The sequence below is a fragment of the Mesoflavibacter zeaxanthinifaciens DSM 18436 genome (assembly GCF_000422365.1).
Classification (GTDB): domain Bacteria; phylum Bacteroidota; class Bacteroidia; order Flavobacteriales; family Flavobacteriaceae; genus Mesoflavibacter; species Mesoflavibacter zeaxanthinifaciens.
On sequence record NZ_AULQ01000008.1, the window covers coordinates 70,684 to 96,398 of the forward strand.

The window sequence follows — 25,715 nt, forward strand, 5'->3', positions numbered from 1 at the left end:
TTTATAAATATTTTTTTAAGTCTAATAAATGATTGATAATTTTTATATCTGGAGCTATAGTTTCTTTATGATAATTAAAGCAAATAGCATCTAACCCAATATTTAATGCGCCTAAAATATCGGCTTCATAATTATCGCCAATCATAATACTGTTTTTAGTTGTTGCATTGGCTAAATCTAAAGCGTGATTAAATATTTTAGGATTTGGCTTTTTTACACCAACCATTTCTGAATTTGTGATAGTTTCAAAAAAATGAAATATGTTTGATTTTTTCATCTTATGATACTGTACTGCTTCAAATCCATTGGTTATAATATGTAATTGATATTTTGGTTTTAGATAATCTAAAATTTCAAAAGTACCATCAAATAAATGGTTTTGATTACTTAAGTTATCTATATAATCCTCTGACAGTTTATTAATTACTTCTGCCTCTACTTCTATATTTAAAGTATCAAAGGTATCTTTTAATCTATAAAATCTTAAATGTTCTTTGCTTACTTTTTCTTCTCTATAAAGCTTCCAATATTGCAAATTTAGCGGTTCGTAAACGCTCAAAAACTCAGGTAAACTAAGTTGTAGATTATTCTTTTTAAAAATAAAATCAAAAGTTAATGCCGAGTTCTTATCAAAATCCCAAAGTGTGTGATCTAAATCAAAAAAAATATGCTCTATATTATTGTTCATCTACTGAGTCTAAAATTGTATTAAATAGTGTTTTAAAATGTTGCCAACGTGGTATATTACTAAATGTATAATTATGAAAAACAGGTACAAAATTACCGTTTACAGCTTTAACTTGTTTAATTAATTTATCTAAAGCTTCTTGTTTGTCTAATAACGAATTATACTTTAAAAATGCAAAATCTAAAGCATGATATGGTACTATTTTTAGTGGTGTTTGCACCTCGTAATCTAAATCATAAAACAAAAACGGAGTACAAGTTCCTGCTCTAAAGCCTAAATGATTAACGTAGCCCATTGTATAATCTTCAGGTATTTCTAATTCGACTAAATTACGATAAGATTCTGGTAAATTTACTTTAGAAAAAGAATGTCTAGAACCTGCTATATTTGTATTAATGATAGCTTCCATTCTACTCTTTTCAATCTTTAACAATTCAATATCATTTAGAGCAAAAAATGAAGATTTTATACCTACTTTACAATAATCTGCAACGTGTTTTATTAAAGATTTAAACTTTTGTTTTTGACTATTTATGTTTTTATCGTATGTAGAAAAATCGCCAACTAAGAAGAAAAATATAAATTTAAAATTTCGTTTTTTTTGTCGATTAACAATGTATTTATATGTATCAAACGGGTCTTTTCTTGCTCCTAATAATACGCCAAAACGCTCATAAACATCTTTAAATCTAAATGCAAAAAAATCTTTAAAGGTCCCGCCAAATGTACGCATTACTCCTACCAATTTATACCTATAAGCTATAGGTACATCTATAACTGGTGTTACTGTATATTTTTTATCAGGAAATATATAATTAGGAAATTGTTCTTTTAATATGGTTTTAAACTTATATGCCCAAATATCTACTACTGGTTGTGTTAAAAACTGATTATTAAAGGCTAAACTTTCTTCTGCTGGAAAACGACCATAATTGTCCTTTACATGTGGTAAATACTCTTCATATCTACTAATTAAATAAAATGTTGCCGCAAAAATATCGTAGGGCAAAGCACTTTTATCTCCTGCAGGAAAAAAGCATTTAGTCTCTTCCCAATCATAAATATTTATATCTATATCTGATAAGCCTTGCTCAAATAACAAATCGTTAGATCTAATAAAAACCTCGTTACTTAAAGGTTGTTTTGCATAAGATATTTTAAGGCTATCGTGAGCAATAAAATCTTCTATAGTTGTTGTAAATTCTACAGGAATCCCAAGTATTCTAGTACACACTTGTTTAAAAGTGTATTTAACACGTGGTGTAATTTTGTGTGTGTAAACTAGTAACATTAACGATTGAAATTATAAGGTTTAAAAGTACCAAATTCCTGATTTAAAAGTGTATTTTTTAAGATCAGTTTTAAAGAAATTAACATCATATTACAGCAAAGCCTCGTCTGCAAAACTGAAATAAGCCGATTCTGTAATAATTAAATGATCTAAAACACGTATATCTAAACTTTGAGCAGCTAATTTTAATTTTTGGGTAATATCCTTATCGGCTTGACTAGGTTTTAAGGTGCCTGAAGGATGATTATGTGCCATAATTATTGCAACTGCACCTACTTGTAGCGCTTGTTTTAAGACTAAACGTGTATCTACTAAAGTGCCTGTAATTCCGCCTTTACTAAGCTGTAATTTATCAATTACTTTGTTAGAATTATTAAGATAAATAATCCAAAACTCTTCATGAGGTAACTCACCAATCATGGGTTGCATTAACTCAAAAACCGATTTACTAGATGTAATTTTAAATTGTTGCAAAGCTTCTTCTGCTCGTCTGCGTCTTCCTAATTCTAATGCAGCCGCAATGCTTATAGCTTTAGCTTCGCCAATGCCTTTAAATTGCATTAACTGTTTGATGCTTAATTTTCCTAACTGGTTTAAATTATTGTCTACGCTAGATAAGATGCGTTTACACAAATCTACAGCGCTTTCTTCGCGGTTTCCAGATCCAATTAAGATAGCAACTAGTTCTGCATCACTTAATGCTGCTTTTCCTTTTTTTAGAAGCTTTTCGCGTGGTTGATCATCTTCCGACCAGTTTTTTATTGAAAAAGATGGCTTTTTTTCAGACATTTGATAAAACTACACAATATTTTGTAATTTTTAAACTCCAAAAAACCAACTAATTATCTAAATATGAAATCTATTTTTGAAACCGAAGCTAAAGCTGAACTATTAAACCGTTTAGAAAATCTTGATGCTGAATCGTCGGCTAAATGGGGAAAAATGAACGTAAATCAAATGCTGGTACACTGTACAAAACCTATTGAATTAGCTTTAGGCGAAAGCACTATTAAAAAACCTAATTTTTTAATAGGTATGATGATGAAACTTGTTGCGTCAAGCCTTTACAACGATAAACCCTGGAAAGAAGGTTTGCCAACTGCTAAAGAATTTATAATTGTAAATAGTGACGGTTTTAATACCGAAAAAGATAAATTAAAGTCTAAAATTGAAATCATGAGCACGTCTAAAAATTATTTTGAACCTAAAAAGAAACATCCTTATTTCGGGACGTTTACCGCAGACCAATGGGGAAAAAGTGCTTATAAACATTTAGATCATCATTTTAGACAATTTGGTGTGTAGCTTCGACTACGCTCAGCTACCAAAAAAACTTCGCTAAACTACCAAACGAGTGTTATTAGCTTAAAACTTTAAATACTTTTCAATTCTAAATACTTTCAACTTAAAAAGTGTATCCTCCAAAAAAACATCAAGATAATAACCAGCTTCATCATATTGAAGTGATAAAAACGTATCCGTTAGCTACATTAATTTCGGTAAAAGATAATCACCCTTTAATAACGCATTTGCCATTAATTTATCGCGAAACCGATGGTAAACTTATTGGTCATATAGATATTTATAATCCGCAAACGGACTTGCTTCAGCATGAAAATGAAGTGACCATAATATTTTCTGGTCCACAATGTTACATTTCGCCAAGTATTTATACCACAACACAATTACCAACGTGGAATTACATTAAAGTACACCTTACCGGAACTGTTACCAGAATTGAAGACAAAGCTGCTTTAAAACAGTCTTTAATTACGATGACCGAGTTTTTAGAAGCGCCAGAACACAACTACGTTTTAGAGCCTGACAACCCAAGATTAGATAAAAATTTAGACTATATTAAACTGTTTGAAATAGATATTAAAACTTGGGAAGGCAAGTTTAAACTCTCTCAAGACAAACTACCAAAAGACAAAGAAAACGCCAGACAACAATTAATTAAAAGCAGTCAAGATAGTATTAAGGCTTTTTTAGACAAGGTATTTAAAAATTAAAATCATGAATATACTAACCAACATTATCATAGCCTTAGTAGCCTTGCTTCACCTCTATTTTTTATATTTTGAAATGTTTACTTGGGAAACCAAAGGACCAAAAATTTTTAGGCAGTTTCCTAAAGATTTATTTACACCAACCAAAACGTTGGCAGCAAACCAAGGTTTATATAATGGTTTTTTAGCAGCTGGATTAATTTGGACGTTTTTTATCACTAACCCAACGTGGCAATCTAACATTGCATTATTCTTTTTAGGTTGCGTTGCTGTTGCTGGTATTTATGGCGGACTAACAGCATCTAAAAAGATATTTTTTGTTCAAGCCTTACCGGCTTTGATTGGGATTTTGTTGGTGTTAATATAGTTCAATAGAAAATCATTTATATCGTATCTTTGTTTAAAATTTAAGCTATGAGATCTAAATTACTTAAACAAGTAAAAAATTGGTATAGAAAATTTCAAATTAGTAAATCACCTCAAATGAATTTAGTTTGGGGTTTCTTTTTATACACTATTATTGGATTTTTCTTATTGAGTATTCCATTTTTTCATAAAACTGATGTATCTCTTTTAGACAACTTATTTATTTCTACATCAGCCATTTCTACAACAGGTCTTGTTACTATTAGTATTTTTGACTCATATAATTACTTAGGTCAATTTGTAATCATGTGTCTTATTCAAATTGGAGGAATAGGATATATGACACTAACTACTTATTATTTAATTTTTACTACAAAAAGATTAACACGCTGGCATAGTAAATTAATTGGCGCAGAATTTACTTTACCTAATACAATTAAAATTAAAGATTTTATTAAAAGTGTAATTATATTCACACTAGTAATGGAAAGTATTGGAGCTGTATTGTTCTACATTGCTTTTACAAATTCTGGGATGGAAAACATTCAAGCAATTTGGTTTTCTATATTTCATAGTATTTCTTCTTTTTGCACAGCTGGCTTTGGGTTATTTAATGATGGTTTTGAAGGCTTTAAAGACAATGTTTTTATTAACACAATTATATCTTGCTTAGCTATAGCTGGATCATTAGGTTTTATCGTTATTACAGATCTATGGTACAGAATGACAGGCAGATCAAAAGAAGTTTCTTTTACAACAAAAATTATTATTTATGGGTTTATTGTTCTATTAGCAATAGGTACTTCTATTATTTACACCACAGAAAGCGCAACTATAACTGGTCATGATAGTCCTTTAATGATATCATTTTTCCAAGCCATGTCTGCAATGACAACAGTCGGTTTTAACACAGTACCTATTGGTGACTTTTCTCTACCGATTTTATTATTATTAACATTCTTAATGTATATAGGAGCATCTCCTTCTGGTACTGCTGGTGGTATGAAAATAACAACTCTTACAGCGATGTTAGCTATATTAAAAAGTAGATTGCTAGGTCAGAAAAAAATCACTTTCTTAAATAGATTAATTCCTTTTGAGAGGATTTATGTAGCTACTTCTACTTTTATGCTTTATACAAGTTTGATTTTTTTATTTTCCTTTTTATTATCCTACACAGAAAATTTTTCATTTGATAAAATTTTATTCGAAGCAGCTTCTGCTTTAGGAACTGTTGGATTAAGTACAGGTATAACAGGTGATCTCTCCAGCTTAGGGAAAATTTTAATAATAATGATTATGTTTATTGGTCGCGTAGGTGTTTTAACTTTTGGATTTGCTCTACTAAAACAGAAGCATAACTATTTAAACAAAATAAAAGAAGATGATTTAGCTGTTTAATTCTTCTAAAAAAACAGTTTATTTTATCAATCCTTTCACCTCATCAAAATCCAGTCCGCCATAATTACCGCTACTCATTAACAATAAGGCTTTGTTATCAAAATTTTGAGAAAAGAGATAATTTTTAAAATAGTCTGGATTGGTATAAATAATTAAATCATCACGCTCAAAAGCATCTGCTATTTGTTGGTGTGTTACCGCGTCTAGTTTTTTAATTTCTACCGCATGCGGACTGTAAAACACTACTGCGACATTAGCTGCATCTAAAGCGCCTTTATATTCTTTTAAAAATTCGGCATTTAAACTGCTATAGGTATGTAATTCTAAACACGCTACCAAAGTACGATCTGCATATTGTTCTTTAACAGCTTTTGTAGTTGCACTTACTTTACTTGGCGAATGTGCAAAATCTTTATAAGCAACGCTATTATTGGTTTCGGCAATTTTTTCTAAACGCTTGCTTGCACCTTTAAATGTTGAAATAGCTTCGTAAAAATCATCCTCATCTATTCCCATATGTTGACAAATCCATTTTGCACCAGCCAAATTATTTAAGTTGTGTTTACCAAACACTTCTATTGGCATTGGTCCTTCTGGAGTTTCTAACAATGTTTCGCCATCTTCAACAGTGTATTCTGGTGTGTGATATGGTAATTTTCTAATTGGGTTTTCGCTAGCTTCTACAATGCGTTTAACCGCTTCGTCTTCTTCGTTATAATTTATACTTCCACCTCGTACAATACTATCTACAAAGATTTTAAACTGCTCTTCATAATTTTCATAGGTTGGGAAGACATTAATATGATCCCAAGCAATACCACTTAACAATGCAATATTGGGTTTGTATAGATGGAATTTTGGTCGTCTGTCTATCGGACTACTTAAATACTCATCACCTTCTAAAACTATAAAATCATTATCCTTGGTTAATTTTACCATCACGTCAAAACCTTCTAATTGTGCGCCAACCATAAAATCTACATCGCGGTCATGGTAATGCATGACGTGTAAAATCATAGATGTTATTGTGGTTTTTCCATGACTACCGCCAATAACAACTCTAGTTTTATCTTTAGATTGCTCGTATAAAAACTCTGGATAACTGTATATTTTTAAGCCTAATTCTTGAGCTTTTAATAACTCCGGATTATCTGCTTTAGCGTGCATACCTAAAACGATAGCATCTAATTTATCAGTAATTTTCTCAGGAAACCATCCAAATTGTTCTGGCAATAATCCTTTAGCTTCAAGACGTGATTTTGAAGGTTCAAAAATCGTGTCGTCACTTCCTGTTACTTGATATCCTTTGTTATGTAATGCTAATGCAAGGTTGTGCATTGCGCTTCCGCCAATAGCTATAAAATGTACGTTCATGATTTATTTTTGAAGATGTTTCAAAGATACATATTGGAATTTATTTTGACACTAATTTCACAAATTTTCACTAATTTATGTGCAGAGTTTATCTAGTTATTACACAGAGTTTCTCTGAGATACAGAGACTCGTAGAGATTTTTAGTTTTTGATGCTTTGTGACTTTGCGAGGTGTTGCTTGACACGAATTTCACGAATGTTCACTAATTATTATTTAAATATTTTACAGAGTTTGCTTTGTTTCTGTGACTGTGACTAAAGACTGCTCACTGCCTACTACCTAATACCTACTGCTTACTGCTTACTGCAAACTTTCCTTAAATTCTTTAAAGACTTCAATTTTTGGTAGTTCTTTTAAAGCTAGATCTATATGTGCTAAAGCTTGCTTAATGTCTTTTTTGTGTTTGTAGATTTGTGCTATACGGTAATTTGCCCAAGCTTTTGGCACACCATCTTTTGCTGAGTAGTTATGCAAATACACTTTTAAACATGTTAGACCTTTATCTAATTGTACATTATAATCTGCACACACTTTCCCTATTTGATAGTGTAAAGCGTTTCTTTTATGTTTTACCTGTGATGCTTCAATATTACTTATGGCTTTTTCTGGTAGGTTTTCCTTTTCATATAACGCTGTTAGCTTGTCGTAACAAGTAATAGAGCCACCAACTTTAATAGCTTTTAGGTAATAATCTTCGGCAAGTTCTGGCTCGTCATCATATTCGTAAATATAACCTTTAGCTAAATAACCATCTACTTTAGAAAGTTTTTCAAGCTCGTTAGCATATTTTAAAGATTTACTTTTACTACCACCAATAATACCTGGTAACTGCATGTATAACTCTACTAAAGCCCAACGTGTGTCTATATGATTTGGATCTAATTCGGCTGCTTTTAAAAACGCTGCTTTAACGTCATCTATAATGGTTAATGCTCTAATTTTACTTACAGACAAGGCTTTCATCCCTAAAGCGCCTCCATATTTGTAATGGTAATTAGCTTCGGTTGGTTTGGCTTCGGTCAACTTTTTATATTGTTTTGCGGCTTCATCCCATTTTTTTTGATGTCCGTAAGCATCGCCTAATAATTCTATTGCTTCTAAATCATTTTCATTATGATCAACAAAAGGTTTTAGCTCTGCTTCTGCTTTGCTAAACAATTTTTGTTGAATAAAAGCTTTTCCTTTTTCAATAGAGGTTTGCCCCATTAAAAAAAGCGGAAAGCAACATATAAAAATGATTAATCGCATATTTAGTATTTTCAATTTATACAAAAATAACATTCTGTTGGTATTGTTTTTGATTCTGTTGCGTTAATAATTGTTAACTTTAAATTTCTATCGTTTTACTCAACAAAACGATAGATTCACGTATTTTTAGTTTTAAGTCAAAATGTCTAAACTTATCTTGCTATTAAAAATAATTTTATGAAACAAATTTCAACCTTAATAATGATTTTACTTTTTGCTACTACTTACGCTCAAGATGACTATTCCAAGCTTTGGAAGCAAGTCAAAACCCATGAAAAAGATGGTTTGCCTAAAAGCGCTTTGGATGTTGTTAAGCAAATTGAAATATTAGCTAAAAAGGAGCAAAACAGTCCACAAGTTATTAAAACGCTTATTTTTAAAAGTAAGTATACACTAACCCTAGAAGAAGATGCGCAATTAAGCATTATCAGAGATTTTAAAACTGAAATAAACAACAGCCAATCGCCTACCAAAAACGTATTACAAAACTTGTTGGCTAACTTATATTGGCAGTATTTTAATCAAAATAGATATAAATTTTACAATCGTACAAAAACCGAAAGTAAAGTTGATGATGAAGATTTTAGAACTTGGGATTTAAACACTTTATTTACCGAAATACAAACGCTTTTTAATCAATCTTTAGAAAATGAAAGCGTTTTAAAATCGACATCAATCCATCAATTTGATGCGATAATTAATAAGGCTAAAAATTCAGAAACATACAGACCAACGTTATTTGATATTTTAAGTCACAATGCTTTAGACTTTTTTAAAACAGACGAAAACAGCATTACAAAGCCAGCATATAAATTTGAAATTGATAACGCAACCTATTTAAGTACTTCATCAAAATTTTCTACCCTAAAACTTGAAGCTAAAGACAGTACATCTTTACAACTACAGGCTTTAAAAGTGTATCAAAAACTGATTCAATTTCATCAACAAAACAAAAATTATAAAGCGTTAGTTGATGTTAATATTCAGCGTCTTGACTATGTCTTACAACATGCGACGTTTAATAATAAAGATGAAATTTACCTTCAAACGTTAAAAGATGAAATTTTTAGTATAAAAACAGATGAAACAGCTGCGCTTTACGAGTTTGAAATTGCCGAAAAAACCTATCAAAATGGCTTACAATACGATTCTAAAACCAGTACCGAAAATCGTTGGTTAATACAAGAAGCTTTAGCGATTGTAAACAATATTATCAAACGTTTTCCTGATAGTAAAGCCGCTAAAAACAGTACAATTTTAAAACAACAAATTTTAAATAAAGAACTACAAATTACTACCGAAACGTATATTCCAATTCAGCAAAATAGCAGATTTCTGGTACGTTATAAAAATGTAGAAAATCTTGAATTTACACTATACAACTTATCAAAAAATCAGTTAGAAACATACAACAAAACCTATCGTGAAGACGAGCGTTTAAAGTTCATAAAAACTTTAAAACAACACACGAATTGGAACAATAATTTAAAAAACGAAAACGACTACCAATCGCACACAACAGAAGTTGTTGTACCAAAATTATCTAATGGAAGCTATCTAATTCTTGCTAGAGCCAATAGCGATTTGTACGCTACGCAAACCTTTCAAATTACCGATTTTGCGTTAACCGAAATGGAAACCAATAACGAAGTTATTTTTCAATTAATAGACAGAAATAACGGGCAACCTATTCAAAATGCAACTTTAGATATTACGTACCGTAAAAATTACAAAAACAAATACCATAACTCGACATTAAAAACCGACGTATTTGGTAAAGCTACCTTAAAAAAAGCGTCAACCTATCTTTCAGACGTTAGTGCAGAAGTTAATCACAACAACCAAACTGCTTATTTTGGCAATTATTACGTTGGCAGAACATACGATAATACTAACAAAGAAGAAACACGTTACAACACATTTGTTTTTACAGACAGAAGTATTTACAGACCTAGCCAAACTGTTTATTTTAAGGCAATCGCCATTAAAACATTTAAACAAAAATCTGAAGTATTACAAAACGAAGCAGTTTACGCTATTCTTTATAATGTAAACAATGAAGAAGTTGGTCGTTTAGAATTAAAAACCAATGATTTTGGATCGGTTGCTGGCGAGTTTATTTTACCAAATTCAGGTTTAAACGGACGATACAAAATTCAAATTTTAGGAAAAAATCACACCTTTGATAATGGTAGACATTATTTTTCAGTTGAAGAATACAAACGTCCAAAATTTGAAGCAAATTTTAATCCAATCACCGAAACCTTCAAAATTAACGATAGTATTACCATAAAAGGTAACGCAAAAGCCTACGCTGGTAGTAATATTAGCGATACTAAAGTCACTTACACCGTAAAACGCAAAGTACAATATCCAACTTGGTGGTACTGGCGCAGACCGTATTTTAACAGCGAACCTCAAGAAATAACTCACGGTGAAACCACAACAAATGATAAAGGTGAATTTGATATTACATTTAAAGCCATACCAGACCAAAGTGTTGATCAAAAATCACAACCTATTTTTAATTACGAAGTCACTGCAGACATCACCGATATTAATGGTGAAACTAGAAGTGCAACGACTATCGTCAACGTTGGCTATCATGCTTTAACAGCAACTATGTCTGTAAAAAGTGAATTAGATAAAACCAATAAAGCGCATGCAATCCAAATCGATACTAAAAATTTAAATGGCGAATTTGTTTCTGCAAAAGGCACCATTAAAATTTACAAACTTAAAGCGCCAAATCAAGTATTAAGAAAACGTCCTTGGGATGCACCAGATTATCATAATTTAAGTGAAACTGAATTTAAAAACCTATTTCCACACGATGCTTATAATAACGAAGATGATAGTCAATTTTGGGATAAAGGTAAAATTTTGCTTACTAAAGAATTCAATACTGAAAACACTAAAGACGTTAAACTTGGTAACATCAGAAAATGGGATTCTGGTAAATACCTTATTGTTTTAGAAAGCAAAGATAAGTTTGGACAATTAGTGAAAGATGAAACCAGAACAACACTTTACAGTGAAAAAGATAACACTGTTTCAGACAACCAATTGTTTACCATTACCACAAACAAAGACAGTTACCAACCTAACGACACTGCAGTAATCACATTTGGTAGTGCAGCGACAAACCTTACTGTTTTTATTGATGTAGAAAAAGACAACCGTATTATCAATAGTAATAAATACGTAATAAACAACGAGAAAAAAACCATTCGTATTCCTGTTACAGATAAAGATCTTGGTGGTTTTGCAGTACATTATAGTTTTGCTGCTTTTAATAGCTATACCGCTAACACTTTAGCTATTTCTGTGCCATATCCAAAAACCGATTTAGAAATAGAAACCACAACCTTTAGAGACAAAATACAACCAGGAACAGATGAGACTTGGAGCTTCAAAATTAAAGGACCAAAAGGTGAAAAAATCTCAGCCGAATTATTAGCCAGCATGTATGATGCCTCTTTAGACCAATTTAAATCACATAGTTGGGAATTTAATCCGTTGTATCAACCTACATACAATCCAAATCATAACAAAAACAACGGAAACAGTTTTGGACAACGCGGATTTAGAGTCATAAATAATAACAAGAATTACTATAACTATCCAACACAACAATACGATCAAATTAATTGGTTTGGGTTGAGTTTTGGTAATAATTATAGATATGATGCTTTACAAGGAAGAGCTGCAGGCGTATCTGTTCCTGCTCCAGAATCTATTGAAGTTGTTGAAGATGAAGAAGAAGTTATTGTGTCAGATATTTCTGTAGTTTCATCAAATGAAAGTGATTATAAAAATTCAAATCTAGATACAGCCTATTATATACCTAATGAAGCTCTTAAACTAAAAGACAAAAAAGAATATTATTTCTTAATGAAAAAAGGAAAAATTATTGATAAACAAGAAATAGATTTCAGCACTGTTACAATTCGTAAAAACTTACAAGAAACAGCGTTTTTCTTTCCGCAGTTACAAACAGATAAAGATGGTAACGTCAGTTTCAATTTCACAACACCAGAAACATTAACCAAATGGAAACTACAATTATTAGCACATACAAAAACTCTGAAAAGCTCAGTTTCAACTTTAGAAACGGTGACGCAAAAAGAGCTTATGGTTATACCAAACGCACCTCGTTTTTTACGTCAAGGTGACCAAATAACCATTAGCACTAAAATTGCCAACTTATCTGATAAAGCTTTATCAGGACAAGCTAAATTAATATTGACTGATGCAGTTTCTGCTGAAGATATTACGTCTTTGCTTGTCAGCTCAAACTCAGTCGAGAATTTCACCATAGACAAAGACAACAATACACAAGTCTCTTGGCAACTATCTATTACAGATACGGTAAATGCTGTTCAATATAAAATTGTGGCAAAAGCAGGAGATTTTAGTGATGGTGAACAAAATGCGTTACCAGTTTTAACCAACAGAATGTTAGTTACCGAAACATTACCAATGTGGATTAGAAGTAACCAAACTAGAACATTTACACTAGATAAGCTTAAAAACACCTCATCAAGCACTTTAAAACATCATAAATTAACGTTAGAAATGACTAGCAATCCTGCTTGGTATGCGGTACAAGCTTTACCTTATTTAATGGAATATCCTTACGATTGCAACGAGCAAACCTTTAGTAGATATTACGCTAATGCGTTGGCTAGTCATATTGCAAATAGTAATCCGCGAATTCAAGAGGTATTTAATCAATGGAAAAATACCGATGCGTTGATTAGTAATTTAGAGAAAAACCAAGAACTTAAATCTATTTTAATTCAAGAAACACCTTGGTTACGCGATGCGCAAAGCGAAACCGAACAGAAAAAACGTATTGCATTGCTTTTCGATTTAAATAAAATGAATAACGAATTGCAAAACGCTAAAAACAAATTAAAACAAAACCAAATGTCTAATGGCGCTTGGGCTTGGTTTAATGGCGGACGACCAAACCGTTTTATCACGCAACACATTATAACTGGTTTTGGACATTTAAAACAACTTAATGTCATTCAGAGCGACAGCGAAGAATCTATGATCAAAAAAGCAATCCAGTATTTAGATTCAGAATTTGTAGAAGAATACAACAACTTAACTAAATACAACAAAGATGTAGATTTAAGCAAAGACCATTTAAGTCATATGCAAATACATTATTTGTACATGCGTAGCTTTTTCCCAGAAATTAAAACGTCTAAAGAAGTAAAAACGATAATGGATTATTATCAGTCTCAAATTCAAAACTATTGGTTAAACAGAAGTCTGTATAACAAAGGATTGATGGCATTAATTTCTTATAGAAATAATGACACTAATACCACTTCTAAAATTTTAAATTCATTAAAAGAAACCAGTATAACTAGTGAAGAATTAGGTATGTATTGGAAATCTAACGAAAACTCTTGGTATTGGTATCAAGCACCAATTGAAACACAAGCGTTACTAATTGAAACATTTTCTGAAGCTGGTAATGTCATTCAAAATGAAACGAAGAATCTTGAAACCATAGATAATCTTAAAATCTGGTTACTTAAAAACAAGCAAACCAACCGTTGGAAAACAACCAAAGCTACTACCGAAGCTGTGTACGCATTATTACTTCAAGGTAGCGATTGGTTAAGTGTAACGGATATGGTAGACATTGTTTTAGGTAATCAAAAAATAGATCCTAATACTATGGAAGACGTTAAAGTTGAAGCTGGAACTGGCTATTTTAAAACGTCTTGGTCTGCTAATGAAATTTCGTCTAAAATGGCAGAAGTAAAAATCTCTAAAAAAGGAGAAGGAATTGCTTGGGGAAGTTTATACTGGCAGTACTTTGAAGACTTAGATAAAATTACCTCTGCGAAAACGCCACTTCAACTAAAGAAAAAATTATTCTTAAAAACTAATACAGATACTGGTGAAACACTTACCGAAATTAATAAAGAAACCAAACTTAAAGTTGGCGATTTAGTAACCGTAAGAATCGAATTAAGAAGCGACAGAAACATGGAATTTATCCACATGAAAGATATGCGTGCAGCAGGTTTAGAGCCAACCAATGTGATTAGTCAATACAAATGGCAAGACGGTTTAGGCTTTTATCAAAGCACAAAAGACGCAAGTACAAACTTCTTTTTTGATTACCTACCAAAAGGTGTTTATGTGTTTGAATATGATTTACGCGTAAATAATGCTGGTAACATGAGTAATGGTATAACTACTATACAAAGCATGTATGCACCAGAATTTAGTAGTCACAGTGAAGGCGTAAGAATTGATGTTGAATAATAATGTAATTATTGAATACAAAAAAGGCTTCCAAATTTGGAAGCCTTTTTTGTATCTATAGTTATTTACTTGGCGGCGTTGTTGGTCGTACTTCAATTTTACTTGGTAATGTACGTGGATGCATTTTTAATAAATCAACCACTAACTCGCCAATATCTTCAATTTGTATTTTCCATGCGCCTTCATCACTTGGCTCGTTACCATTAAAGTAAGTCGAAACAGATCCTGGCATAATCGTACTTACTTTTATACCATATTTACGTAAATCTAACATTACCGCTTGGGTAAATCCTGTAACACCAAATTTACTAGCATTGTAAGCAGATCCTCCAGCAAAAAAGTTAGTTCCTGCTAAACTAGAAATAGTAATATAATACCCTTTACTTACTTTAAGTGCATCTACACTTGCTTTAATCGAATTAAAAACGCCGGTTAGATTGGTATCTATAACTTCGTTCCATTGTTGTGAAGTTAAATCTTCTATACTACCAAAATGTCCTAATCCTGCATTAGCAATAACAATGTCTAACTGTCCAAAGGTCTCAACAGTTGTTTTAACAGCTTGTTGCTGACTTTCTAATTGTCTTACATCTGCTTCTAGTCCGATTGCTTTTGCTGTAGATACATCTGCGTTTAGTTGTCCTGCTGCTTTTTGAGCAGATTCTGCACTTCTACTGGTTATAGCTACGTTAACACCTTGTTGCATTAATGCATAGGCAATACCATATCCAATGCCTTTTGATCCGCCTGTTATTAAAGCGACTTTATTATTTAAATTGCTCATAGAATTTTATTTTTTTGGTTGAAACCCAAAGTTACAAAACCTACAACGCAAGTCGAATTTTAAAATGTTAGGATATTTATAAAATTGAAATAATCTCTGACTTGAACACTAGGACAGCAAACATACCGCGTTAAGGATTGAATGGCATGTTTGAGCTCTCCCAACTTTTTAGTTGGGAAGCGAGTAATGAAAGCCTGACCCTTTTAGGGTAACGCCAAAATAAAATTAATTAAGCATGTCCCATAATTTATCTTTAAGCGTTGTAATGCCTTGTTGAGCTACACTTGAGATAAATTGATATGGAATTGGTAAGGTTTTGTCTAACTCTTGCTTTAATTCGGCTTTAAGCTCGTCATCCAACATATCACATTTTGAGATGGCTATCATACGGTCTTTATCCAACATTTCTGGATTGTAACGTCTAAGCTCGTCTAACAAAATCTCGTATTGTTTGTTAATATCTGGCGCATCTGCTGGAATTAAAAATAGCAATACCGAATTACGCTCTATGTGACGTAAAAAGTAATAGCCTAATCCTTTACCTTCGGCAGCTCCTTCTATAATCCCTGGTATATCTGCCATCACAAAAGTTTGATAATCGCGATATTTTACGATACCTAGATTTGGCTTTAAAGTTGTAAACTCGTAATCTGCTATTTTTGGTTTTGCAGCGGTCATTACAGATAGTAAAGTAGATTTTCCTGCGTTAGGAAAACCTACTAAACCTACATCTGCTAAGACTTTAAGCTCTAATGTTATGTCTTTTTCTTCTAACGGAATACCTGGTTGCGCGTAACGTGGTGTTTGGTTGGTACTGCTTTTAAAGTGCCAGTTACCTAATCCACCTTTTCCTCCTTCGGCAACAATTTTTTCTTCACCTTGTTCTGTAATCTCAAAAAGGATATCGTTAGTTTCTGTATCTCTTACTACGGTTCCTAATGGGACTTCGATAATGTAATCTTCTCCATCAGATCCTGTACTACGATTACTACTACCATCGCCACCATGACCTGCACGGATATGACGTTGAAATTTTAAATGTAGTAACGTCCAAAGGTTTTCGTTACCTCTAATAATTACGTGTCCTCCACGTCCACCATCGCCTCCATCTGGTCCACCTTTTGCGTTATATTTTTCGCGGTTAAGATGCGCAGATCCTTTCCCTCCTTTTCCTGAAGAGACATGCATTTTTACGTAATCTACAAAGTTACCTTCGGTCATTTATTTAATTTATTTGCGAATTTATGAATTCGTTTTATGAAGGTTTTAATTATTTCAAATTAACCAAAAAACGAATAAACTCATTTTAAAGTTTATCGATTACAGTACAAAGACGTTCTGTAATCTCTTCTATACTACCAACACCATCTACTCCAAAGTATTTATCTTGAGCTGAGTAGTAATCTTTTAAGATAGCGGTTTTGTTGTAGTATTCTTTAATTCTATTTCTAATAATAGACTCGTCTGCATCATCTGCTCTACCACTAGATTTACCACGTTCTAAAAGACGTTGTACTAACACTTCGTCGTCTACTTCTAAAGCGATCATCGCATTAATTTGAGAATCTTTAGTATCCATTAATTTACTTAATGCTTCTGCTTGCGCGTTAGTACGCGGAAAACCATCAAATATAAATCCGTTAGCGTCTGCATTTTTTTCAACTTCTGCATTTAGCATGTCAATAGTTACTTGGTCTGGTACAAGCTCGCCTTTATCCATGTATGACTTAGCCAACATACCTAATGCTGTTTCGTTTTTGATATTAAATCTAAATACATCGCCAGTAGAAATATGTACTAAGTTATATTTTTCTTTTAAAAAGTTTGCTTGTGTGCCTTTACCTGCTCCTGGAGGACCAAATAATACTAAATTAGTCATGTGTTGTGTTGTTTTTAGTTGATATACTGCTGGCAAGTCTCTACCTAATCCATCATAGTCTAATCCATATCCTACAATAAATTTGTTAGGTATTTCTATACCAACATAATGAAGTTTAAAGTCTTTTTTATAAGCTTCTGGTTTATAAAACAGTGTAGCAATAACTAGTTGCTTTACATTTTCGTTTTTAAAAATACGATGAATTTCATGTAATGTATTACCTGTATCTATTATGTCTTCTAAAATAACTACAGTTCTTCCTGTTAAATCTTGGGTTAAACCAATTAACCTTTGAATATCTTCTGTAGATTTAACGCCTTCATAAGACGCTAATTTTATAAAGGTAACTTCACAAGGTTTTGGATATTTTTTTACAAAATCACTTACTAACATAAACGATCCGTTTAATATCCCTATAAAAACAGGTACTTCGTCTCCTAAGTCATTTGCAACATCTTGTGCCATTTTTGTTACAGCAGCATCTATTTGTTGTTCAGAAATAAAAGGTTTAAATTCTTTGTCGTGAAGCTTTATAGTTTTCATTGTAAAAAATTAAAAAGCAAATATAAGGATTTGTAGCAGCTTAACGATATTTGATTTAGATTTTTAAAGGCTATTTTACATTTAAAATGTATTTTTGTTGCACACAACTAATATTAAAAATGAATTATTTTTCTTCAAACTTTAAATTAGGTATTCTTGGTGGCGGACAACTAGGTAAAATGCTACTTTACAATACCCGAAAATTTGATATTCAAACCTTTGTTTTAGATAATAGTGATCAAGCACCAAGTAAAATTGCTTGTGATAAATTTGTAAAAGGCGATTTGTTAGATTTTGATACGGTTTACAACTTTGGAAAACAAGTTGATGTACTAACTATCGAAATTGAAAATGTAAATGTAGACGCTTTAGAACAACTAGAAAACGAAAACATAAAAGTATATCCGTCTTCAAAAACTTTGCGTCAAATACAAAACAAAGCCAATCAAAAACTATTTTACGTAGACCATAACTTACCAACAGCACCTTTTAGCAGATTTGCTTATTTATCTGAAATAGAAGATGCTATTAAAAATGGTGGTTTAGAATTACCTTTTGTTTGGAAAGCTGCTAGATTTGGATACGATGGTAATGGAGTAAAAATTGTAAGACAATTAAGTGATTTAGAAGGTTTACCTGCTGGTGAATGCATTGCAGAAGAGATGATACCTTTTAAAAACGAACTTGCAGTAATTGTGGCAAGAAACGTTTCAGGAGACATTAAAACGTATCCCGTTGTAGAAATGGAATTTCATCCTGAAGCCAACCAAGTAGAATATGTAATATGTCCTGCGCGTATTCATGACGACGTTGCAAAAAAAGCACAAGATGTGGCTTTAAAAACAGCTGAGGCTTTTAATCATGTTGGATTATTAGCAGTAGAAATGTTTCAGACACAAGAGGACCAAATTTTAATAAATGAAGTTGCGCCAAGACCTCATAATTCTGGACATCAAACCATAGAAGCTAGCTTTACTAGTCAGTTTGAACAGCATTTACGTGCCATTTTAGATTTACCTTTAGGTGAAACTAAAAGTAAAGTTGGTGGTATTATGGTAAATCTTGTCGGTGCAGAAGGACATACAGGAAATGTTTTATACAAAAACATAGAAAGCATAATGAATCTTGAAGGTGTTACACCTCATATTTATGGCAAAAAACAAACACGTCCATTTAGAAAAATGGGACACGTAACCATAGTTAATGAAGATTTAAGCAAGGCAAGACAAATTGCCGAAAAAGTAAAAAACACAATACAAGTAATAAGCGAATAAGATGAGTAAAGTTGCCATAGTAATGGGAAGTAATAGCGATATGCCAGTAATGCAAGACGCTATTGATATTTTAAAAGGTTTTGACATAGAAATAGAAGTAGATATTGTATCTGCACATCGTACACCAGAAAAATTATTCGATTTTAGTAATAATGCACACAAAAGAGGAATTAATGTAATAATTGCAGGTGCTGGCGGAGCAGCTCATTTACCAGGTATGGTTGCGTCTATGAGCCCATTACCAGTAATTGGTGTACCTGTAAAAAGCAGTAACTCTATAGATGGTTGGGACTCGGTACTATCTATTTTACAAATGCCAGGTGGTGTACCTGTAGCTACTGTAGCCTTAAATGGCGCTAAAAATGCTGGAATATTAGCAGCTCAAATTATAGGCGCTTCAGATCAATGTGTTCTAGATAAAATAATTACTTACAAAGAAGGCTTAAAACTAAAAGTAGAACAAGCTGCAAAAGATATTAAAGCTTAGAAAAAAAGCCTTGACTGAGAAGTCAAGGCTTTACATCGCTATTAATCTTTCTATATGAGTTTTACTCACATCAAAAAAACTTAAGTCAAAGGTCTTAGTTTTGTTGAAAATGAAAGAATTGAGGCAAAAATTATTTTATTTTTAGATAAAATGCATTTTTTATCGTTCAAAAACAAACCTACTGAGTATAAGACAGAAAAAAAGCCTCAAAAATTAATTTGAGGCTTTTTATCGCTATTAATCAATAATTTTTATGTGAGTAACCAGCTCACGGGAAAAAATCGAGTCAAAGATAAGAACAAAACTGTATCATTTAAAAAAAAAGTTATTTTTTTAATAAAAATTTCACCTAAAACGTTTTCGTAATGAATGTACTTCTAAATAAATTTAACACAAAATACAATTCGGCACCGTTTCAAGCCATTAAAAACGAACATTTTAAGCCTGCAATTGAAACATTGATTAAAGAAACTAAAGCAGAAATAGAATCAATAGCAGGATCTAAGAATATTCCTACATTCAAAAACACTATTGAAGCATTAGAATATGCTGGTCAGCAATTAGATAGAGTTACGAGTATATTCTTCAATTTAAATTCTGCAGAAACAAATGAAGAGATTCAAAAGATAGCTCAAGATATTTCCCCTCTTTTATCAGAGTTTAGCAACGATATAACTTTAAATGAAAAACTCTTTGCTCGCATCAAGGAAGTTTACAATCAAAAAGATCAACTAGATCTTACCGAAGAACAAATAACCTTATTAGACAAAAAATATAAAAGCTTTGCTAGAAATGGTGCCAATCTATCTGAAGACAAAAAAGAACAGTTAAGAGCTATTGATAAAAAATTAGCTTCACTTAAATTAAAATTTGGCGAAAATGTATTAGCAGAAACTAATGCTTTTGAAATGCATATTACCAATAAAGCAGATCTAGACGGTTTACCAGAAGGCGCAATTGAAGCAGCACAACAATTAGCCGAAAGCAAAGGTAAGGATGGTTGGTTAATCACTTTAGACTACCCAAGCTACATTCCTTTTATGACCTATGCAAAAAACAGAGCATTACGCAAAAAACTGTCCATTGCTTTTGGTAATAAAGGATTTAATAACAACAAATTAGATAATCAAAATAATGTTTTAGAAATTGCCAAACTAAGACACCAACGCGCCAATTTATTAGGCTATAAAACACATGCTCATTTTGTTTTAGAAGAGCGTATGGCAGAAACACCAGCAAAAGTAGAGAGCTTTTTAAACGACTTATTAGACAAAGCCAAACCTGCTGCAGAACGTGAGTTTGCTAACCTACAAAATTTTGCAAAAGAACTAGACGGTATTGACCATCTTGAAAAATGGGATAGTGCTTATTATAGTGAAAAGCTAAAACAAAAGCTTTTCAATTTAGATGACGAAAAACTTAAACCATACTTCAAATTAGAAAACGTTATTGATGGCGCTTTTAAAGTAGCTAATAAATTATTTGGATTGACTTTTAAAGAAATTGATACTATTGACAAGTATCATCCAGATGTATTGACTTACGAGGTTTTAGATGAAAATGGCGACTTAGTTTCAATCTTTTATGCAGACTTTTTCCCACGTTCAGGAAAACGTAATGGAGCTTGGATGACGTCTTACAAACCTCAATTTGTGCAAAACGACTCTAATGAAAGACCACATGTATCTATTGTTTGCAACTTTACTAAACCTACTAAAACAAAACCGTCTTTACTAACTTTTAATGAAGTTACCACGTTGTTTCACGAGTTTGGTCATGCATTACACGGTATGCTAGCAAACACCACTTACCCTAGTCTTTCAGGAACAAGCGTATATTGGGATTTTGTAGAATTACCAAGTCAAGTGTTAGAAAATTGGTGTTACGAAAAAGAAGCGTTAGAATTATTTGCAACTCACTACGAAACCGGCGAACTTATCCCAATGGATTTAGTAGAAAAAATTAAAGAAAGTGCCACTTTTAACGAAGGTATGCAAACCTTACGTCAAATAAGTTTTGGTTTATTAGACATGCATTGGCATGGTATTGACCCAACCGAAGTTACAGATGTAAAAGCACACGAAAATGAAGCTTTTAAAGACACACAATTATATCCTGATGTAGAAGAAAATTGTATGAGCACAGCATTTTCTCATATTTTTCAAGGCGGATATTCTTCTGGGTATTATAGCTATAAATGGGCAGAAGTTTTAGATGCAGATGCTTTTGATTATTTTAAACAAAACGGCATCTTTAATCGTGATATTGCTTTAAAATTTAAAGACAATGTACTTACAAAAGGCGGTACAGAAAATCCACTAATTTTATACAAACGCTTTAGAGGTCAAGACCCAAAACCAGAAGCTTTATTAAAACGTGCTGGGTTGATTAAGTAATATTTTATGTCATTCTGAAGGTAGTAAATAATTAAAACATTAATTGTATTACTTCTTCAGAATGATATTTTTTTCAATAAACTTTCAAAATTTATTGAAAGTTTTAAAATTATTAATATATTTGTGTCATGGAATATCAAGAAGCAAAAGATAAATTTATAAACACTTGGGGAAGTTTAGGCACGCTTTGGGGAATTAACAAAGCTATGGCTCAAATACAGGCATTGCTTTTTATTTCGACAAAACCATTATCTATGGAAGAAATCATGGAAGAACTTCAGATTTCTAGAGGTAACACAAGCATGAATCTTAGACAATTAATGGATTGGGGAATTGTTACAAAAGAGCTTATTCCGGGTGAACGTAAAGACTTTTTCACTACAGAAAAAGACGTTGAAGAATTAGCTAGAATTGTAGCTAAAGAACGTAGCCGACGTGAAATAAAACCAGTTATTAAAGTATTAAGCGATGTTTCTTCTATTAAAGATGATGGCACAGAAAAAACTAAAGAATTAATTAAACAAACAAAAGCTTTAAAAGAACTTACTGATAATTTAGACGTTTTAATGAACAAACTTGTAGACCAAAAACAAAACTGGATTACTAAGTCGTTATTAAAATTAATCAAATAAAAAAATTTAAACCAAACTTTCAATATTTTCTGAAAGTTTCAAAATAATAAAATAATGAAAAATACGTTTAATAAAATTCTATTTCTAATAAATCTAGTATTCTATCTCATCGTGTTAGTTATACCGATTTATGAAAAAAATATTATTAGTGGTCTATTTTATCAATTTTACCTGGGCATATTTCAATTAATTTTAGGTGTATATTTCTTATCACTTAAAAGACCTAAAAAAGTATCTAACAATTTAGGCTACTATTGGACAACTGTAATTACATATTTTATTACTCTACCAATATTTTCTTCACTATTAAATAATGAAAAAAACTTTATAAATGTATGTTTAGTAATTATTCCAATGATTATAGGGTTATATCATATCTATATTAATTACCTAATCAAAAAGACATGAACTTAAACATTATCACATACTGCATTTACCTACCAGTAATAATATTTATTACGGTAAGAATTGGATGGATATGCTATAAAAATGGAGAATTATTTTTAAAAAATTTATTCAAAGACAAAGCAATAGTAAAATCAATTAATAACTTATTACTTTTAGGATATTACCTAACTAATATAGGCTATGCTATAATTACCATTTCTTATTGGGAAACTATACATAATGTAGTCGAAGTAATAAGCAGCCTAACCTTTACTTTAGGAAAAATCATACTAATACTTGCCGCATTACATTACAACAATATTTTTTTGCTTCAATTAACACATAAACATAAATTTTTAAAACAATAAATTATGGAACATTCAAAAATCATTATCGGTTACTTTATTTACCTACCAATAGTTATTGCACTAACAATATTTGTTTCTAAAATGCTCTTTAAAAACGGAAAGCTTTTTATGATAGATATTTTTAAGGGAAAAGAGGATATCGCTTTAGCAACCAACAAACTATTTGAGATAGGTTTTTACCTTATTAATATTGGTTTTGCACTGTATACAATGAAGATTTTTCACTACGGGAATAATCCCATGAGTTCTCAAACACTAATAGAAATTTTAAGTAAAAAATTAGGCGGATTTACCATCTATTTAGGCATCATGCTATTTTTTAATCTGTTCCTATTTTTTAGAGGAAGAAAAAAATCTAGAACTACTACTAAAACGGTTTATAATCCTCAAATAAATAGTTAAAACAAATAATAAGCGGAAAATATTTAATTTCCGCTTACTTTTTAAACTCTTAGCATATTGTTAAATTAGCTAAAATCTTTTGTATTTTAGTTACTTTTGAAAATAGAAAAAGAAAAACCAACTAATGCCAAAACACACTTTAAATCCTAACAATTGGGTTGATCTATATAGTGACTACCTATTTAATTACACAATAACGCGTGTAAATGATCGTGTTATTGCTCAAGATTTAGTGTCCGAAACTTTTTTGGCTGGGTTAAACGCTATGAAAAACTTTAAAGGTGAAGCAGCCGAACGTACTTGGCTTATTTCAATTTTAAAGCGAAAAATTATTGATTACTATCGTAAGATCAATTCTAATAAAGGAAAAGCCGAAGTTAGAATGACTTACAATGATTCTGAATCTGAAGGCGATTGGTTAGAAGAGCGTATTGCAGATCCTTTTGACAAAACAGCAGAAGATAGCATTGAAAACGAAGAATTAGCAGACGCAATACAAAGCTGTATTGCTAAACTACCTAAAAAACAAGCTGAAGTCTTTAAGAAGAAAACCATCTTAAATCAAGAAACAGAAACAATTAGTAAGGAACTAAACATTACAGCGTCTAACCTATGGGTAATTGTTCACAGAGCTAGAGTTGCTCTTGCAAGTTGCTTAGAAAAAAATTGGTTTTAAATCATGGGATTATTTTTTATTAAATGCAAAGAAGCTGGTCATGTTTGTGATAAATATCAATATGAAGAAGCTTCAATAACTGAAAAAATAAAACTTAAAATTCATTTAATGTATTGTTCTGCTTGCAGAAAACACTCTGCATCAAACAAAAAATTAAGTCAGTTATTAAATAAAATTAAATTTCAGTTCTTATCTTCTGAAGAAAAAGATAATATAAAAAAGTCTTTTGAAAAAGAATTAAAAAAGCATCAACAGTAGCCATAAAATAGGCAAAGCTTCAACCCAAAAAGAAGCGTAATATTTATTTCTGTGTTTTGTAGAAAACAAAATAAATAGCATTAAAACAAAAGCCACAATTACTTCTTTATAAAGAAAGTGAATTAGGATTTCTTCTTTAAAAACATTTAGACCTAAAAAAAATAAAAGTAGTAAAACACCAAGTATTTTGGTCTTTTTTACACCAATTTGTTGTGGGATTGTTGCTAGTTTTATACTATCATATTTTAGATCCCTTATTTCAAAAGGAATCATTAAAGCTAACACAAATACAAAATTTTGTAATACAGTAATCCAGACTTTAGTTTCTAACTCTTGATTGTTGTTTAATATAGGTAAAACAACTGTAGTAAATGCCCAAACAGCTGCTATTATATACACCTTTAATCCACTTATTTGTCTTAAATTTTGGTGTTCATCCAAATACATTTGTTTTGGCCAAAAGGGTATAGCATATAAAAAAGTTATAAGCCCTAACCCTATTAAAACAAATATAACTTTAGGCTCTAATCTAAAAGCATAAAAAAGCATTAACAAAAAACTAAAAAACGAAAAGACCTGAATCACTTTTAACCATTTTGCCAAGCTACGATGATGCCACTTAGCAATACCAAAATACTTAACAAAATTATAACCTGTAATTGTAGCGTAAAAATTAAAATATAGGATGTTTTCGTCGTAAGGCAAGTTAAAAACAAGAAGCGTAATCCAACTTAAAGCATATACTGCTAAAGCCACATGTATACTGCTATTTATATAAAAATCTAAAAGCTGTTTGACTATCTTCATCACACAAAAATAATCAATCTGTTAATAAAGCTATTAAATGGTTAAAAACTTTCAAATTTTAACTAAAAAATGCTATAAGATTTCATTAATTTTGCAATCGCATAAAAATGCGTTTTAAAACGCTAAATTAATTTGTCATTCTCATGA

22 protein-coding genes are annotated in these 25,715 nt (G+C 31.3%); 13 read left to right on the plus strand and 9 right to left on the minus strand.

Annotated elements, in window-relative coordinates:
• Position 1: 1 nt before the first annotated feature.
• From H574_RS0108800 to radC, 3 genes are all read right to left on the minus strand, one after another.
• A complete protein-coding gene (locus H574_RS0108800; protein ID WP_027880223.1) occupies positions 2 to 688 on the minus strand; it encodes a YjjG family noncanonical pyrimidine nucleotidase in 687 nt (228 codons plus the stop codon).
• Entirely contained in the window at positions 678 to 1,979 is a 1,302-nt protein-coding gene (locus H574_RS0108805; protein WP_027880224.1) for a polysaccharide deacetylase family protein, read from the minus strand. The genes H574_RS0108800 and H574_RS0108805 overlap by 11 nt, the downstream gene beginning before the upstream one ends.
• Positions 1,980 to 2,069: 90 nt before the next feature.
• On the minus strand, positions 2,070 to 2,768 hold the full coding sequence (gene radC / locus H574_RS0108815; RefSeq protein ID WP_027880225.1) for a RadC family protein: 699 nt from the start codon (positions 2,766 to 2,768) through the stop codon (positions 2,070 to 2,072).
• Positions 2,769 to 2,831: 63 nt separating this feature from the next.
• Here radC and H574_RS0108820 point away from each other — a divergent pair, with 63 nt between their 5' ends.
• The 4 genes from H574_RS0108820 (at position 2,832) to H574_RS0108835 (ending at position 5,755) form a co-directional block, all read left to right on the plus strand.
• Positions 2,832 to 3,284, plus strand: coding sequence for a DUF1569 domain-containing protein (locus tag H574_RS0108820; protein WP_027880226.1), 453 nt, complete (start codon positions 2,832 to 2,834; stop codon positions 3,282 to 3,284).
• A 107-nt stretch (positions 3,285 to 3,391) separates the two neighbouring features.
• Positions 3,392 to 3,991, plus strand: a complete 600-nt coding sequence (locus H574_RS0108825; protein WP_027880227.1) for an FMN-binding negative transcriptional regulator — start codon at positions 3,392 to 3,394, stop codon at positions 3,989 to 3,991.
• 4 nt (positions 3,992 to 3,995) lie between these two features.
• Positions 3,996 to 4,355: a DUF1304 domain-containing protein gene (locus H574_RS0108830; RefSeq protein WP_027880228.1), complete on the plus strand. Its 360-nt coding sequence runs from the start codon at positions 3,996 to 3,998 to the stop codon at positions 4,353 to 4,355.
• 47 nt (positions 4,356 to 4,402) lie between these two features.
• On the plus strand, positions 4,403 to 5,755 hold the full coding sequence (locus H574_RS0108835) for a TrkH family potassium uptake protein (protein WP_027880229.1): 1,353 nt from the start codon (positions 4,403 to 4,405) through the stop codon (positions 5,753 to 5,755).
• A gap of 18 nt (positions 5,756 to 5,773) precedes the next feature.
• On the opposite strand, the gene H574_RS0108840 is transcribed toward H574_RS0108835, so the two are convergent.
• Positions 5,774 to 7,129, minus strand: a complete 1,356-nt coding sequence (locus tag H574_RS0108840; protein WP_027880230.1) for a UDP-N-acetylmuramate--L-alanine ligase — start codon at positions 7,127 to 7,129, stop codon at positions 5,774 to 5,776.
• Between the two features lie 301 nt (positions 7,130 to 7,430).
• Entirely contained in the window at positions 7,431 to 8,378 is a 948-nt protein-coding gene (locus tag H574_RS0108845) for a tetratricopeptide repeat protein (RefSeq protein ID WP_027880231.1), read from the minus strand.
• Between the two features lie 177 nt (positions 8,379 to 8,555).
• Here H574_RS0108845 and H574_RS0108850 point away from each other — a divergent pair, with 177 nt between their 5' ends.
• Positions 8,556 to 14,675 (plus strand): alpha-2-macroglobulin family protein, encoded by a 6,120-nt coding sequence (locus H574_RS0108850; RefSeq protein WP_027880232.1) that lies wholly within the window; start codon positions 8,556 to 8,558, stop codon positions 14,673 to 14,675.
• A 61-nt stretch (positions 14,676 to 14,736) separates the two neighbouring features.
• Here H574_RS0108850 and H574_RS0108855 read toward each other — a convergent pair whose 3' ends face one another.
• From H574_RS0108855 to H574_RS14575, 3 genes are all read right to left on the minus strand, one after another.
• The gene (locus tag H574_RS0108855) at positions 14,737 to 15,459 is read right to left on the minus strand and encodes an SDR family oxidoreductase (protein WP_027880233.1); all 723 of its coding nucleotides are present in this window, start codon (positions 15,457 to 15,459) and stop codon (positions 14,737 to 14,739) included.
• 225 nt (positions 15,460 to 15,684) lie between these two features.
• Positions 15,685 to 16,680, minus strand: a complete 996-nt coding sequence (obgE, locus tag H574_RS0108860) for a GTPase ObgE (protein ID WP_027880234.1) — start codon at positions 16,678 to 16,680, stop codon at positions 15,685 to 15,687.
• A gap of 85 nt (positions 16,681 to 16,765) precedes the next feature.
• Positions 16,766 to 17,881 carry an adenylate kinase gene (locus H574_RS14575; RefSeq protein WP_081653198.1) on the minus strand — a complete coding sequence of 372 codons (1,116 nt, stop codon included), beginning with the start codon at positions 17,879 to 17,881 and terminating at the stop codon, positions 16,766 to 16,768.
• A 119-nt stretch (positions 17,882 to 18,000) separates the two neighbouring features.
• On the opposite strand from H574_RS14575, the gene H574_RS0108870 reads away from it, so the two are divergent.
• The 8 genes from H574_RS0108870 to H574_RS0108910 all read left to right on the plus strand — a co-directional run bounded on the left by H574_RS0108870 (position 18,001) and on the right by H574_RS0108910 (position 24,761).
• Positions 18,001 to 19,155 carry a 5-(carboxyamino)imidazole ribonucleotide synthase gene (locus tag H574_RS0108870; protein WP_027880236.1) on the plus strand — a complete coding sequence of 385 codons (1,155 nt, stop codon included), beginning with the start codon at positions 18,001 to 18,003 and terminating at the stop codon, positions 19,153 to 19,155.
• Between the two features lies 1 nt (position 19,156).
• Positions 19,157 to 19,642 (plus strand): 5-(carboxyamino)imidazole ribonucleotide mutase, encoded by a 486-nt coding sequence (purE, locus tag H574_RS0108875; protein WP_027880237.1) that lies wholly within the window; start codon positions 19,157 to 19,159, stop codon positions 19,640 to 19,642.
• Positions 19,643 to 20,007: 365 nt separating this feature from the next.
• A complete protein-coding gene (locus H574_RS0108880; RefSeq protein ID WP_027880238.1) occupies positions 20,008 to 22,038 on the plus strand; it encodes a M3 family metallopeptidase in 2,031 nt (676 codons plus the stop codon).
• A gap of 128 nt (positions 22,039 to 22,166) precedes the next feature.
• Entirely contained in the window at positions 22,167 to 22,670 is a 504-nt protein-coding gene (locus tag H574_RS0108885; protein ID WP_027880239.1) for a GbsR/MarR family transcriptional regulator, read from the plus strand.
• Between the two features lie 404 nt (positions 22,671 to 23,074).
• The gene (locus H574_RS0108895) at positions 23,075 to 23,425 is read left to right on the plus strand and encodes a hypothetical protein (RefSeq protein WP_027880241.1); all 351 of its coding nucleotides are present in this window, start codon (positions 23,075 to 23,077) and stop codon (positions 23,423 to 23,425) included.
• A gap of 3 nt (positions 23,426 to 23,428) precedes the next feature.
• Complete coding sequence (locus H574_RS0108900) at positions 23,429 to 23,827, plus strand: hypothetical protein (protein WP_036227442.1); 399 nt, start codon at positions 23,429 to 23,431, stop codon at positions 23,825 to 23,827.
• A gap of 124 nt (positions 23,828 to 23,951) precedes the next feature.
• Positions 23,952 to 24,503 carry a sigma-70 family RNA polymerase sigma factor gene (locus tag H574_RS0108905; protein WP_027880243.1) on the plus strand — a complete coding sequence of 184 codons (552 nt, stop codon included), beginning with the start codon at positions 23,952 to 23,954 and terminating at the stop codon, positions 24,501 to 24,503.
• Between the two features lie 3 nt (positions 24,504 to 24,506).
• A complete protein-coding gene (locus H574_RS0108910) occupies positions 24,507 to 24,761 on the plus strand; it encodes a hypothetical protein (protein ID WP_027880244.1) in 255 nt (84 codons plus the stop codon).
• On the opposite strand, the gene H574_RS0108915 is transcribed toward H574_RS0108910, so the two are convergent.
• The gene (locus H574_RS0108915; RefSeq protein ID WP_027880245.1) at positions 24,741 to 25,568 is read right to left on the minus strand and encodes a UbiA prenyltransferase family protein; all 828 of its coding nucleotides are present in this window, start codon (positions 25,566 to 25,568) and stop codon (positions 24,741 to 24,743) included. The genes H574_RS0108910 and H574_RS0108915 overlap by 21 nt on opposite strands.
• Positions 25,569 to 25,715: the final 147 nt, after the last annotated feature.